This window comes from Halomonas zincidurans B6, from assembly GCF_000731955.1.
Lineage (GTDB): Bacteria > Pseudomonadota > Gammaproteobacteria > Pseudomonadales > Halomonadaceae > Modicisalibacter > Modicisalibacter zincidurans.
Genome location: NZ_JNCK01000001.1, coordinates 322,584 through 336,938 on the forward strand (window position 1 = coordinate 322,584; position 14,355 = coordinate 336,938).

Sequence of the window (14,355 nt, forward strand, 5' to 3'; positions counted from 1 at the left end):
GGTGAGTCGGTAGTCTGATCAACGACAAGCCGACAAGGATGCGTCGATGAAGGGCTTCTGGAGCACCGCCTTCCTACTGTTGCTGATCGCCGTGGGCGTCGCCTTCGACAAGGGCGTCTGGACGATCCCCCGCGAATGGAACCCCTTCGCGCCGCTCACCGTCAGCGATCCGCTGACCCCGGTGACCCAGTGGAAGCTCGATCGCCTGAAGGGCGATCGCGAGGCCTGCCGGGCGGTGCTCGCGTCGGCGCCGCCAGGCACCCTGAACTACGCGCCGCTGGCCGACTACACCCCGGTCGCCGGTTGCCCGCTGGATAACGTGGTGCGCGTGCGCGGCGGCGAGGTCGGTTTCAATGCCAGCTTCGTGGCCAGTTGTCCGCTGGCGGTGGCCTGGGTGCTGTTCGAGCGCTATCGTCTGCAGCCCGCCGCCGAGGCGCATTTAGGCGCGCGTGTCGTCGCCGTGCAGCATTACGGCAGCTTCGCCTGTCGCAACATCTATAATCGCAAGAACGCCCCGCGCAGCGAGCATGCCACGGCTGAGGCGCTGGACGTCGCCGCCTTCCGGCTGACCGACGGGCGGCGCATCAGCGTGCTCGACGGCTGGGGCGGCGACGATGCCGCCGGCGAGTTCCTGCGCGAGGCGCAATCCGGCGCCTGCGGGCTGTTCGGCACGGTGCTCGGCCCCGAGTACAACGCCGCCCACGCCAATCACTTCCATTTCGGCATGCGCGGCATGAGCTTCTGCCGCTAGGAAATACTGTACAAATGCCTGCGCGGACTAGGCGTCCCCGACGAATCGCTGCGTTGCGCGGTGCTGGAGCGCCAGCCCGGTCGGAATCCTCACATATAACCCATATGCTGCGGTTCCTGCGCTCCGGGCGCCTTGCGTTTCCTCCCGCTCACCTATTTGTGCAGCACTTCCTGGGACGACGCTACGTGGTGTGTCCCGGCACGCGGCGGGCGGGCTGCTGCTGAGTGATGCAATGGATGTTGCCGCCGCCGAGCAGGATCTCGCGGGCGTCGACGGCGATCACCCGGCGGCTGGTGAACAGGCTCTCGAGAATCGCTCGTGCCGTGTCGTCGTGGGCCGGATCGAGCCTGGGCATCACCACCGCCGAGTTGCCGATATAGAAGTTGACGTAGGAACCGGCCATGCGATCGCCGGGCTTTCGTGGGCGCGAACTGCTCAGCCGGTCGACGCCGCTGGCCTCGGACTCGGCGATGGTCAGCGGGCCGGGCATCGGCAGCTTGTGCACGGTCAGCCGGCGCCCCTTGGCGTCGCGGGCGGCCTCGAGGATATTCAGCGCCTGGCGGGAAATGGCGTGCTGCGGATCGCTCGTATCGTCGGTCCAGGTCAGCGCCACCTCGCCGGGGGCGACGAAGCAGCACAGGTTGTCGACGTGGCCGTCGGTCTCGTCGAGATAACAGCCGCGCGGCAGCCAGATGACCCGGGTCACGCCCAGATAGTCGCCCAGCAGGCGTTCGAGCTCGGCCTTGCTCAGCTTGGGATTGCGGTTGGGGTTGAGCAGGCACTCCTCGGTGGTGATCAGCGTGCCTTCGCCGTCGACGTGGATCGCCCCACCTTCCATTACCAGCGGGGCGATGAAGCGCTCGGCACCGAGCATCTCGGCGATCTTCGATCGGATGCGGCGATCCTTGTCCCACGGGAAATACAGGCCGCCGTTGAGCCCGCCCCAGGCGTTGAATTCCCAGTCGACCAGTGCCAGCCGGCCGTCCGGATGGGTCAGGAAGGTCGGGCCGACGTCGCGCATCCAGGCGTCGTTGCTCGACAGCTCGACTACCCGGATGTGGGCCGGCAATTGATGGCGCGCGTTCTCGTACTGATCGTCGTTGACGCCGACGAACACCGTCTCGCTCTCGGCGATCGCCCGGGCGACGGCGACGAACGCCGCCTGGGCCGGCTTGGCGCCGTAGCGCCAGTTGTCGGGGCGCTGCGGCCAGAGCATCCAGCAGGCGTCATGCGCGGCGAACTCGGCGGGCATCGAAAAGCCCAGCGCGGCGGGGGTGGCGGGTGGGCTGTCGGTGGCGGAGATGATGGCTTGCCGGGTGATCATGGAAGTTCTCGAAAGGGGGCGACTCGTCGTCAGTCTGCCTGGCCGAAGCCCCGGGGGCTAGGCTAGGCTGGTGAGATCATGCACAGCGATCCATGGAGGTAATCATGAAGTTAACCGTTGACGGCATCGAGGACCAGCAGCCGATCCCCGAGACGTTCGCCTTCGGCGTGCCCGGCGACGGCGAGCCGATGACGCTCGGGCCGAACCGCAACCCGGCGCTGCACTGGACCGATATCCCCCAGGGCACGCGCAGTTTCGCGGTGATCGTCTGCGATCCCGACGTACCGGGCGATCCATCCGACGTCAACCAGCAGGGCAAACGCCTGCCGGCGAGCATGCCGCGCGTCGACTTCTATCATTGGGTGCTGCTCAACGTTCCCGCCGACGTTCACCGGATCGACGAAGGTGCGGCCTCGGACGGCGTGACGCCCAAGGGCAAGCAGCCCGGTCAGGGCCAACTGGGCCTGGCGGGCATCAACACCTTTACCGATTTTCTCGCCGGCGATCCCGACATGGGCGGCACCTACGGCGGCTATGACGGCCCATGCCCGCCATGGAACGACGAACTGCCGCATCGCTACCGCTTCACCGTCTATGCGCTCGACGTCGACAAGCTCGACATGCGCGGCGAGTTCACCGGCGACGAAGCGCTGGGCGCGATGCAGGGGCATATCCTGGGGCAGGCCACCGTGACCGGTATCTATACGCTCAACCCCGATCTTCGCTGAGGAAAACTGCATAAATGTCTGCGCGGATCAATCGCTGCGTTGTGCGGTGCGCGGAATCCTCACATATACCCATATGCTCCGGTTCCTGTGCTCCGTACGCCTTGCGCTTGATTCCGCTCGCCTATTTATTCAGCGTTTCCCTAACGCCGTTCGTGCCGGCCGAGCCTAGTCGGTTCGGCCGAACCGGATTGTCGTTGGCGCGGCCGGCTTGTATCATGGATGAATAACCAGTTATCCGTGGTGGCGCATGGCCCGCCAGATTCTCGACGATCCCTTCTACTATCTCGTCAACTTCCAGACCGTGCTCGCCTGGCTGGGCGAGCGCTACGGCGATGTGCTGAGCGACGACGAGCGTGCCTTCATCGACGCCTTCGGCGAAGTGCCGCGCGCCTCGCAGGCGCTGCTGGTGCGCCTGATCATGCGCAAGGGTGTGCTGTTTCGCCGCTCCAGACTCGACTATCCGGAAATCGCCGCGGAGTTCGGCGCGGCGCAGGTCGACGCGGCCGAGCCGCTGGCCCCCGCGCTGGCGCCGTTGATCGCCCGGGGGTGGGTCGATCCGGCGCCGACGCTGGCCCTCGACGAGCTCTTCGCACTGCTCACCAAGACCGAGCTGCAGCGCTTGTTTGCCGAGCGGCTGGCCGGGCTGGGCCTGCGCCAGGCCGGCAAGCGCGACTGGCTGGCGGTGCTGCACGAGGCGGGCGAGCCGCCGCGCACCCTCGCCGAGTGGGGGCTTGGCGACGAGACCATCCTGGCACTGCGCGTCGATGCACTGTGCGAGCGTCTGCGGCTGATGTTCTTCGGCAACCTGCACCAGGGCTGGAGCGAGTTCGTGCTCGCCGACCTGGGCATGGCGCGCTACGAGCGCGTCGCCTTCTCCCGCGAGTCGCGGGCCTTCGCCTCGCGCGACGATCTCGAGAGCTATTTGCATCTGCAGCGTTGCCGCGAGCGCCTGGGCGGCGACGAGCCGGTGAGCGCGATCGATGCCGACGTGCCCCGTGCGGCCCACGCCAACCCCTGGCTCGAGGCGCGCCGCGCCAAGCTGCTGTATCGGCTGGCCCAGCACAGCGAGCGCCAGGGCGAGTTGCAGGTCGCGCATGACCTGTATGCCCGCTCCGCCCATGCTGGCGCGCGTGGCCGGCGGCTGCGCATGCTCGAGCGTCTCGAACGCTTCGACGAGGCGCTGATACTGGCGCGCGCGGCCGAACGTAGCCCGGAAAGCGAGGCCGAGCGTCAGCAACTCGCGCGGGTGCTGCCGCGCCTGCATCGACGGCTCGGCCTGCCGCGTCCGGCGGCGACTGCAACGACCGAGGTCGAGCGGCTCGATCTCGAACTGCCATTCGCCGGGCTGTCGGTGGAGCGCACGGTGCAGGCGCACCTGAGCACGCCCGACGCGCCGGTGCACTATGTCGAGAACACCCTGATCGGCGGGCTGTTCGGGCTGCTCTGCTGGGAGGCGATCTTCGCGCCGCTGCCCGGGGCGTTCTTCAATCCCTTCCAGCGCGGCCCGGCGGATCTCGCCCGGGGCGACTTCCACGCGCGGCGTCGCGCGCTGTTCGACGGCTGCCTGACGAGCCTGGAGAGCGATGCCTATCAAGAGATCATCCGGCGCGCGCATGGCGATAAACGGGGCATCCAGTCGCCCTTCGTCAGTTGGGAGTGCCTGCCCGAGGCGTTGCTCGACCAGGCGCTGGCCTGCCTGCCGGCCGCCCACCTGCGGCTGTGCTTCGAGCGGCTGCTGGCGGACATCCCCGCCAACCGTGCCGGGCTGCCGGACCTGATCCAGCTGTGGCCGGAAGAGGGGCGTTATCGGATGATCGAGGTCAAGGGCCCGGGCGATCGCCTGCAGGACAACCAGCGACGCTGGCTGGCGTTCTTCGAGCGCCACGCCATGCCGGTCAGCGTCTGTTATGTACGCTGGGCGCCGAGCGAGAGCGCGGGCGATGTCGTGAGCGAGGCGGTACGCACTTGAGTTATCGCGTAGCGGTACGCGCGCTGTGCGAGTTCACCGCGCGCGGCGGCGATCTCGACCTGCGCTTCACGCCGTCGCCGACCGCCCAGGAGGGCATCGCCGGCCATGCGCTGGTCGCCGCGCGGCGTGGCGCCGACTACCAGCGCGAGATCGCGCTCGCCGGCGAATATGGTGCGCTCGCGGTGCGCGGGCGCGCCGACGGCTACGACGCGGCCCGCAACCGGCTCGAGGAGATCAAGACCTTTCGCGGCGACCTGGCGTCGATGCCCGACAACCACCGTCGCCTGCACTGGTCGCAGGTCAAGGTCTACGGCGCGCTGCTGTGCCGTGAACGTGCGCTCGATGAGGTGCGCTTGGCGCTGGTCTATCTCGACGTGGTCAGCCAGCGCGAGACGCTGATCGAGGAGCGTTTCGACGCCGCGACCCTGGAGGCGTTCTTCGAAGATCAGTGCCGGCGCTTTCTGGCCTGGGCCGAGCAGGAGCTGGCCCACCGCCAGCGACGCGACGCCGCCCTCGAGGCGCTGCGCTTTCCCCACGCCGGGTTCCGGCCCGCCCAGCGCGAGCTGGCCGAATCGGTCTACAAGGCGGCGGGCACCGGGCGCTGCCTGATGCTGCAGGCGCCCACCGGTATCGGCAAGACGCTGGGCACGCTGTTCCCGACCCTCAAGGCGATGCCGCGTCAGCGCCTCGACCGGCTGTTCTTCCTGGCCGCCAAGACCCCGGGCCGGCGGCTGGCGCTCGACGCGCTGGCCACGCTGGCGCCCACTGAGGGCGATGCCACCCGGGGAGACACGGCGCCGACGGCGCTGCGCGTGCTCGAGCTCACCGCCCGCGACAAGGCCTGCGAACACCCGGACAAAGCCTGTCACGGCGATTCCTGCCCGCTGGCCAGCGGTTTCTACGACCGCCTGCCCGAGGCCCGCGCGGCGGCGGTGCGTCACGGCCGGCTCGAGCGTGCGGCGCTGCGCGAAATTGCCCTGGCCCATGACATCTGCCCGTACTACCTGGGCCAGGAGCTGGCGCGCTGGTGCGATGTGGTGGTCGGCGACTACAACTACTATTTCGACCTGCACGCCATGCTCTACGCGCTGACGGTCGAGAATCAGTGGCGCGTCGTGCTGCTGGTCGACGAGGCCCACAACCTGGTCGAGCGCGGGCGCGGCATGTACACCGCCGAGCTCGATCAGGGCGCGCTGCGTGCCCTCAAGCGCAGCGCCCCGGCGGCGCTCAAGAAGCCGCTCGAACGCGTCGGGCGCCAGTGGCGCGCGCTCAACGGCGAGGCGGGCGATAATCCGACCAGTGACGACTACCACGTTCTCGACACGCCGCCGCAGCGCCTGCTGGGCGCGCTGCAAGGGCTGACCGCGGCGATCGGCGACTACAGCGAGCAGCCGTTCACGCTCGACAGCGAGCTGCAGCGCGTCTACCTGGACGCCCTGCATCTGGCGCGGCTGGCCGAGCTGTTCGATGACCATTCGCTGTACGACATGACGTTGCGCGACGGGCGGCGCGGCGCGCGGCTCTCGCGGCTGTGCTGTCGCAACGTGGTGCCCGCCGGCTTTCTCGCCCCGCGCTTCGCCGCCGCGCACAGCGCGGTGCTGTTTTCGGCGACCCTCGGCCCGGCCGACTATTATCGCAACCTGCTCGGGCTGCCGGACGCCACGCCCTGGCTCGAGTCGGCCTCGCCGTTCTCGGCCGAGCAGTTGAGCGTGCATCGGGTGCGCACGATCTCCACCCGCTACGCCGATCGGCCCGCGTCGCTTGAGCCGATCGCCGCGCTGATGGCCACGCAGTATCGCCGTCGCCCGGGCAATTACCTGGCGTTCTTCAGCAGTTACGCCTACCTCGATCAGGTCGCCGAGCGCTTCGCCGCCGCGTTTCCGGCGATTCCGCTGTGGCGACAGTCGCGGCGCATGGACGAGGCCGAGCGTCAGGCGTTTGTCGAACGCTTCGCCGCGGACGGCCGAGGGATCGGCTTCGCGGTGCTCGGCGGGGCGTTCGGCGAGGGTATCGACCTGGCCGGCGAACGCCTGGTCGGGGCTTTCGTCGCCACGCTGGGGCTGCCCCAGGTCAACCCGGTCACCGAGCAGTTTCGCCGATGCCTCGAGACCCGGTTCGGCCGCGGCTACGACTACGCCTACCTGTATCCCGGCGTGCAGAAGGTGGTCCAGGCCGCCGGGCGGGTGATTCGCACGCCCGAGGATCGCGGCAGCGTGCACCTGATCGACGATCGCTTCGGCGAGCCGCGGGTGGCCCGGCTGCTGCCCGCCTGGTGGGCGCTCGACGGCGATCGCCGCTGAAACGCCATCCTCGAGTGCGGCGCCGCTTTATCCCGCGCCGGGCCTTCCCTACAATCATTCTCTCCTACCCTGGTTGGCGGAACCGCATCGTATGCTGGGATTTCTGCAAGGCTTGGCCTACGGGCTGTTCGTTACCTGCCTGCCGTGGTTTCTGATCGGCATGGCCAGCCCGCGGCTGGCGTTGGCGGAACTCGACCCCAATCGCCTTCAGGTGATCGTGCGCTACTGGCTGCTGGTGCCGTTCGTGGCGTTCGTGATCTGGCTGACCTCGTTGTGGGGCGGCTTCGGTCCCTCGCTGGCCGGTTGGTTGGCGGGGCTGGTGGCGATCGCCGTCGAGTTGCCGGTTGAGCGCCGCGCGCGTAACTGGTGGCAGCGTTGGCGGGCGCGGCGTCAGGCCCGCCGCCAGGCGGCCGAGGACTCGCGGCAACGCGCCGAACGCCAGCGCGAGGCGCAGGAGCGCGGGGTGATGAGCCTCGACCCGGAGCATCCGCCGGCCGACGCCGACGAGGTGGTGCGCGCACTGTGCGCGGCCAAAGGCGAGCTGCTTGCGCTCTCCCGCGAGGATGTGGCGGTGCAGGCCGACCGGCTGTACAGCCGCTATCGGCACGTCGAGTCGGTCCTCGCGGCGCGTTTCGAGCGCACCGAACTGGCCTACCAGCGCGCCCATGGGCTGGTCAACGAGGTGTGCCTGGGGGCGGTGGACAACCTTACCCGGATGGCCGCCCAGGCGCGCAGCGTGGCCGGCGTCGACGGTGACTTCGTCAGGCGCCGGCTGGATCGCGAACGCCAGACGTTGAGTGTGGCCGAACGCCTGGCATTGAAGCGCCGCCTGGAACTCGTCGCCGACACCGAGCGCCATCTGCGCGACCTGTCGGCGCGCAACGAGGCGGCATTGACGGCGCTGGACGATACCGCCGTGGCGCTGGCGCGGGTCGAGACCCAGCGTCCGCAGGCCTCGGTGGCCGCCGAGCGGGCGCTGGGCGATCTGCGCCGCTTCGCCGAGGGCGCGGCGCGCTACAGCCGCAGTCAGTAGGCGTCATTGGAGTGTGCCAATCGCGAGGAGCCAAGCGATGAGCGACGATCGAGACGAACAACACGACGACCGGCGGCTGGCGCTGCCGGCGGTGGAGGAGATCGCCGCGGGGCTGTCGGCCGACGACCGCCGCGACAGCGATCCCGAAGAGAGCGAGCTGGCGGCACTGGCCGACGACTTCGTCGACGGTCTGCTCCGACCGGGCGAAGGCGAGGAGCCGCGCCGCGCGGTCGACGAGATGGGCCTCGAGCTGCAACGCCAGGCCGCCCACCAGAGCGAGATGCTGCAGACGCCGCTGCGCCGCCTGGCGCGTCAGGGCGACGAGGGCGGGCCGGTCGCCGAGTCGCTCGCCCAGCTGCGCGCGCGGATGCAGGATCTCGATCCGCAGCAGCACGCGCTGGGCGGCGGCGGGCTCGATCGGGTGCTGTCACGCCTGCCGGGGGTGGGCAGCCGTCTGCAGCGCTATTTCCAGAAGTTCGAGAACGCCCAGCAGGCCCTCGATGCGATCATCCACGATCTGGAAGCCGGAGGCGAGATGCTGCGCCGCGACAACCTGACCCTGAGCGACGATCAGCAGGCGCTGCGCGACATGGCCGGCCAGTTGCAGCGCCAGGTGGCGCTGGGCCAGCTGATCGACCGGCGGCTGGTCGCCGCCGCCGAGGCGCGTTCCGACGATCCCCAGAGTTCCACCCTCGACCAGCCCGCATTCATCGACCAGCGTCCCTTCATTGAAGAGGAGCTGCTGTTTCCGCTGCGCCAGCGCATCGTCGATCTGCAGCAGCAGCTCGCGGTCAGCCAGCAGGGCGTGCTGGCGCTGGAGGTGGTGATTCGCAACAATCGCGAGCTGATGCGCGGCGTCGACCGGGCGATCAACGTCACCGTCTCGGCGCTCACCGTGGCGGTGACGGTGGCCATGGCGCTGGCCAATCAGCGGCTGGTGCTCGATCGCGTCGAGGCGCTCAACCAGTCGACCTCGGCGATGATCGCCGGCACCGCTCGCGCGTTACGCGCCCAGGGGGTGGAGATCCAGAGCCGGGCGGCCTCGGCGACGCTGGATCGCGAGACCCTCGAGGAGGCCTTTCGCGAAGTCATGGCGGCGCTGGACGACGTCTCGCACTATCGCCAGCAAGCCCTGCCGCGTCTCGACGAGCAGATCGAGCGGCTCGATGCGCTGTCGCGCCAGGGCAATGCGGCGATCGACCGGCTCGATCGCGGCAACCGGCGGCGCACCGACGACAGCCTGTAGCGCTGGATGTCGGTGCGAAACATTTCAGAACACTGTTTTCGATAAGCTGCGCGTTATGCCGCAGAGACTGGCCATAACCCCTAGCCAATACTTGGAAATGTTTTCAAACTGGCGCTTAAAAGCCTGCCAAGACAAATACTTGGATCAAGTTGTTGGGCTGATCTTTTTTCTATATTCTGGCCGGCATACCTCCCGACCGACCGGACCAAGCGCATGACAGACGCCAAGAAGCAGGCCGCCCTGGATTACCATTCGCAACCCTTCCCCGGAAAGCTGTCCGTCGAGATCACCAAGCCGACGAGTTCCGCCAAGCACCTGGCGCTGGCCTACAGCCCGGGCGTGGCCGAGCCCTGCCGCGAGATCGCCAGGGACCCCGAGAACGCCTACCTGTACACCGGCAAGGGCAACCTGGTCGCGGTGATCTCCGACGGCAGCGCGATTCTCGGCCTGGGCAATCTCGGTCCGCGGGCCAGCAAGCCGGTCATGGAGGGCAAGGGCGTACTGTTCAAGCGTTTCGCCGGCATCAATTCGGTGGATATCGAGGTCGACGCCGAAAGCCCGCAGGCGTTCATCGACACCGTCTCGCGTATCGCCGGCACCTGGGGCGGCATCAATCTCGAGGATATCAAGGCCCCCGAGTGCTTCGAGATCGAGCGCACGCTGATCGAGCAGTGCGACATTCCGGTCTTCCACGACGACCAGCACGGTACCGCCATCGTCACCGCGGCGGGCATGCTCAATGCGCTGGAGATCGCCGGCAAGCCCATCGATCAGGCGCGCATCGTCTGTCTGGGCGCCGGTTCGGCGGCGATCGCCTGCATGAAGCTGCTGGTCTCCTGCGGCGCGCGGACCGAGAACATCTACATGCTCGATCGCAAGGGGGTGATCCATAGCGGGCGCAGCGACCTCAACGAATACAAGGCGATGTTCGCCACCGAGACCGCGCTGCGGACCCTCGACGAGGCGATCGACGGCGCCGATGTGTTCGTGGGGCTCTCGGGGCCCAACCTGCTGAGCGCCGAGCAGCTCGGCAGGATGGCCGCCAGCCCGATCGTGTTCGCCTGCTCCAATCCCGACCCGGAGATCCACCCCGATCTCGCCCATGAGACCCGCGACGACGTGATCATGGCCACCGGCCGTTCCGACTTTCCCAACCAGGTCAACAACGTGCTGGGTTTCCCGTTCATCTTTCGCGGTGCGCTGGACGTGCGTGCCACGCGCATCAACGAAGAAATGAAGCTGGCCGCGGTCTATGCACTGCGCGACCTGGCGCGCGAGCCGGTGCCGCAGGCGGTGCTCGAGGCCTACGAGGTCGATGCGCTGGAATACGGTCGCGGCTACATCATTCCCACGCCGATGGACGCGCGATTGCTCGACCGGGTCGCCTCGGCGGTGGCGCGAGCGGCGGTCGATTCCGGCGTGGCGCGTCGGCCGTTTCCGCCGCACTATCCCTTGACCCGCGTCGAGGATGTCTACGGCGGCTGAGCCATGGCGTTGGCAAGGTTGACACGATAGCGCGAGCGCACAAGCAAGTCGGCCCCTTCTGGGCCGGCTTTTTCGTCAGGCTCTGATGCCTCAGGATTTGAACGATCGGCTACCAGCGATACAGCAGTGACGCCGCGGTGGTGCGATCGATATTGGAACTGGCGCCTTCGGGGGGCTGCGAGTTGCGCTCGATCTCGTGGGACAGGCGTAACGCGAGATGGGCGTTGAGCTGTGCGGTCACCGCCGAGAAGGCGCGAGTGGTGACATTCTGAGCGGTGCCTTCGACGGAGAGTTCCTGCTGGAAGCTGGAGCCTTCGCTGAAGTTCCACTGGTAATCCAGGGCGCCGTAGCCTACCGCCAGATCATCACCTTCGCCGCTTTCCAGCTCGTCATGGCGATAGCCCGGGCCGGCTTCCAATGACAGCACATGATCGGGACCGGCGAGCAGTTGGCGGCCATAGCCGGCGATGGTCGTGAACTGATAGTCGTAACCGCTGAAGCGATCCTTTTCCCAGCGCGTGAAGCCGAACAGATAATGCGGCCCCTCGAGATCGTAGCGTTCGCGCCCGCCGAGCAGATACTGCTCGGCGCTGGTGTTGTCGTTTTCCTCGACCTTGCGAGTCTCGGCGCGCAGGGTCTGGGTCCAGTGCCCGGTCAGCCAGGTCAGGCGGCCCTTGGCGAGCAGCGTCGAGCTATCGGTGTTGCCCGACAGACTGGTGTAGCCGAGCTCGGCCTGACCGGTGAATTCCGGCGCGTCGTCTTCGGGGGCCGGGGGCGCGTAGAACAGCGAATCCTGCGCTGCTGCTGTCAGGGGCGAACACAGCAGGCTCAACACGGCCGTCGCGGCGCTCAGGACCGGTGTCTGCGTTGCTGTGGCGATCAGCCGCGGCATGATGGGACTCCTGGTTCTCACGTCGTATCCGTGTCCACCGGCGCGTATGAGCCCGGCGGACACGGACAAGCTGGCGCCTGTGCTGGCGTGCTCAGAAAATGGCTTCGTAGGTGCCGGTCCCCTGCGAGCCGCTGCTGTCCTCCAGTTCGCTGTCGATGCGCTGCGGCTCGTAGTCGGGCAGGTTGCTTTCGCGGAAGATCTCCTCGATTCCACCTGGCTGGTCGTCTTGCAGGCGCCGCCCGGTATCCGGGTCGATGCGCGCCGTGACGATACCCGCGGGACGTTCTGGAACGATCTCGGGAGTGCCCTTCAGAGCCTGGCGCATGAACAGCTTCCAGATCGGCAAGGCCGCCTGTGAGCCGTATTCACCGGTACTCTCGTTGTTGTCCTTGCCGACCCACACGGTAGCGACCAGCTGGTTGTTGAAACCCGAGAACCAGGCGTCGCGCTGATCGTTGGTGGTGCCGGTCTTGCCGACGATGTCGCTGCGCTCGAGATCCAGCGCGCCGCGACCGGTACCGCGCTCGATGACGTCGCGCAGGATGTCGCGCAGGATGTACAGGGCCTGCGGATCGACCACCCGGGGGGCGAGCGGATAGCGCTTGCCGTCGATACCGACCTCGTCGGCCTCGGTGCTGCAATCGCGGCAGGCGACCTGAGGCGTATATTCGAGCAATGGCTGTTGCTCGCCGGTCTTTTCGACGCGCTGGATGTACCAGGGCGAGACCTTGAAGCCGCCGTTGGCAAGGATCGCGTAGGCATTGGCCATCTCCAGCGGGCTCAGCGAGGCGCTGCCCAGCGCCAGCGACAGGCCGTTGGGCAGGCGGTCCTCGGCGAAACCGAAACGCTCGAGAAAGCGCAGCGCCTTGTCCAGCCCGAGCGTCTGCAGCACCCGGATCGTCACCAGGTTGCGCGACTCGTAAAGCCCCACGCGTAACCGGGTCGGCCCTTGGAATTCGCCTTCGGCATTCTCGGGGCGCCAGGAGCCGCCCATGTCGCTCATTACCACCGGCGCGTCGTTGACCACCGTGGCGGCAGTCATGTTGCCTTCCTGTAACGCCGCCAGATAGATGAACGGCTTGAAGATCGAACCGGCCTGGCGCTGGGCCTGGGTGACGCGATTGAAGCTGCTGGCCGCGAAGCTGAAGCCGCCTTGCAGCGCGCGGATCGCGCCGTTCTTGGGGTCGAGGGCGACGATCGCACCCTCGGTGCCGGGCTTCTGCGACAGACGCCAGCCGTCGTCGGTCTCGAGAATGCGTACCAGCGAGCCGCGCTCGGCGATCGCCGCGGCGTTGGCAGGCACCTCGCCGCGCCATTTGGGGCTCTTGTAGTCGCGTGCCCACTTCAGGCCAGTCCAGTCGAGGGTCACCAGCTTGGCCTGCTTGGTCAGCACTTGCATCTGGCGCTCGTCGGTGGAGACCACGATGGCCGGCTGTAACGGGCCGAGATCGGGGGTGCGTTCGAGCACCTTGAGCCAATTGCTGACGTCGCCGTCGATGCCGGCGACCTTGATCTCGCTGCTCTGTGCCGCCTGACGGGCGGTCTTGATGATCTCATCGGACTCGGCCAATTCTTCCTCGAGACCTTCCTGTTGGGTATTGTCCTGGGCCTCGACCAGGCTAGGCGGGATGCCTGCCTGCTCGGCGCCGCGCCAGCCGTGGCGCCGGTCGTAGTCGATCAGACCCTGGATCAGTGCCTGGCGGGCGTCGGTCTGCAATTTGCTGTCCAGCGTGGTGGTGATCCGATAACCGCCGGTATAGGCCGTGTCGCCGAAGCGCTCGACGGCGAACTGGCGGGCCATTTCGGCAACGTAGGGCGCTTCGACCTCGACCCGGGTGGTTTGTTCGCGAGCGGTGATGGGCTGCTTGACGGCGCGATCGTAGGCGCTCTGGTCGATATAGCCCAGCTCGCGCATGCGATAGAGGATCCAGTTGCGGCGGATCAACGAACGCTCGGGATTGCTCAGCGGGTTGAGGGCCGAAGGCGCCTTGGGCAGTCCGGCGATCATCGCCTTCTCGGCCAGGCTCAGCTCGGCCAACGGCTTGTCGTAGTAAGTGGTGGCGGCGGCGGCAATCCCGTAGGCGCCTTGGCCCAGGTAGATCTTGTTGACGTAGAGCTCGAAGATCTCCTGCTTGGACAGGATCTGCTCCATCTGCAGCGACAGCAGAATCTCGCGGATCTTGCGGGTAAAGGTTCTGTCCAGGGTCAGCAGGTAGTTGCGCGCCACCTGCATGGTGATGGTGCTGCCGCCGGACTGGATGTCGCCGCCGCTGAAGACGAGTTCGACGGCGGCCCGTGCCAGGCCCTTGGGGTCGACCCCGAAATGTTCAAAGAAGCGGGCATCCTCGGCGGCCAGGAATGCCTGGACCATGTCCTGAGGGACCGTCTCGAAATCGACCGGCTTGCGTCGCTCCTCGCCGAATTCGCCGATCAGCTTGTCGTCGCGGGTGTAGATGCGCAGCGGAGTCTGCAGTTCATAGCCCTGGAGTTGGCGTACATCGGGCAGGCCGGGGGCGAAATACAGCGCGGCGCCGATGACGGCCAGCACTCCCGCAGCGCTCAGGGATAGCAGTAGCCAAAGGGCCGAGATCAGCAGGCGTCTAAAGAGCTTCATGAAATGACAATGT

General features: G+C 67.5%; 10 protein-coding genes. 7 read left to right on the top strand and 3 right to left on the bottom strand.

Going from position 1 to position 14,355, the window contains the following annotated elements; genetic code table 11:
* Positions 1 to 46 precede the first annotated feature (46 nt).
* Positions 47 to 751 carry an extensin-like domain-containing protein gene (locus HALZIN_RS0101600; protein WP_031382509.1) on the top strand — a complete coding sequence of 235 codons (705 nt, stop codon included), beginning with the start codon at positions 47 to 49 and terminating at the stop codon, positions 749 to 751.
* 181 nt (positions 752 to 932) lie between these two features.
* Here the strand turns inward: HALZIN_RS0101600 and aguA are convergent, their stop codons facing one another.
* A complete protein-coding gene (gene aguA, locus HALZIN_RS0101605; protein WP_031382510.1) occupies positions 933 to 2,075 on the bottom strand; it encodes an agmatine deiminase in 1,143 nt (380 codons plus the stop codon).
* A 104-nt stretch (positions 2,076 to 2,179) separates the two neighbouring features.
* Here aguA and HALZIN_RS0101610 point away from each other — a divergent pair, with 104 nt between their 5' ends.
* From HALZIN_RS0101610 to HALZIN_RS0101635, 6 genes are all read left to right on the top strand, one after another.
* Positions 2,180 to 2,803 carry a YbhB/YbcL family Raf kinase inhibitor-like protein gene (locus HALZIN_RS0101610; protein WP_031382511.1) on the top strand — a complete coding sequence of 208 codons (624 nt, stop codon included), beginning with the start codon at positions 2,180 to 2,182 and terminating at the stop codon, positions 2,801 to 2,803.
* 247 nt (positions 2,804 to 3,050) lie between these two features.
* A complete protein-coding gene (locus HALZIN_RS0101615; protein WP_051907321.1) occupies positions 3,051 to 4,772 on the top strand; it encodes a VRR-NUC domain-containing protein in 1,722 nt (573 codons plus the stop codon).
* Entirely contained in the window at positions 4,769 to 7,072 is a 2,304-nt protein-coding gene (locus tag HALZIN_RS0101620; protein ID WP_031382513.1) for an ATP-dependent DNA helicase, read from the top strand. Before HALZIN_RS0101615 ends, HALZIN_RS0101620 begins: the two co-directional genes overlap by 4 nt.
* A gap of 91 nt (positions 7,073 to 7,163) precedes the next feature.
* Entirely contained in the window at positions 7,164 to 8,105 is a 942-nt protein-coding gene (locus tag HALZIN_RS0101625) for a hypothetical protein (RefSeq protein ID WP_031382514.1), read from the top strand.
* Between the two features lie 37 nt (positions 8,106 to 8,142).
* Positions 8,143 to 9,351 carry a toxic anion resistance protein gene (locus HALZIN_RS0101630; RefSeq protein WP_031382515.1) on the top strand — a complete coding sequence of 403 codons (1,209 nt, stop codon included), beginning with the start codon at positions 8,143 to 8,145 and terminating at the stop codon, positions 9,349 to 9,351.
* A gap of 213 nt (positions 9,352 to 9,564) precedes the next feature.
* On the top strand, positions 9,565 to 10,836 hold the full coding sequence (locus HALZIN_RS0101635; RefSeq protein ID WP_031382516.1) for a malic enzyme-like NAD(P)-binding protein: 1,272 nt from the start codon (positions 9,565 to 9,567) through the stop codon (positions 10,834 to 10,836).
* 109 nt (positions 10,837 to 10,945) lie between these two features.
* On the opposite strand, the gene HALZIN_RS0101640 is transcribed toward HALZIN_RS0101635, so the two are convergent.
* Positions 10,946 to 11,728: a DUF481 domain-containing protein gene (locus tag HALZIN_RS0101640; RefSeq protein WP_031382517.1), complete on the bottom strand. Its 783-nt coding sequence runs from the start codon at positions 11,726 to 11,728 to the stop codon at positions 10,946 to 10,948.
* Between the two features lie 91 nt (positions 11,729 to 11,819).
* Positions 11,820 to 14,342: a penicillin-binding protein 1A gene (locus tag HALZIN_RS0101645; protein ID WP_031382518.1), complete on the bottom strand. Its 2,523-nt coding sequence runs from the start codon at positions 14,340 to 14,342 to the stop codon at positions 11,820 to 11,822.
* Between the last annotated feature and the right edge of the window lie 13 nt (positions 14,343 to 14,355).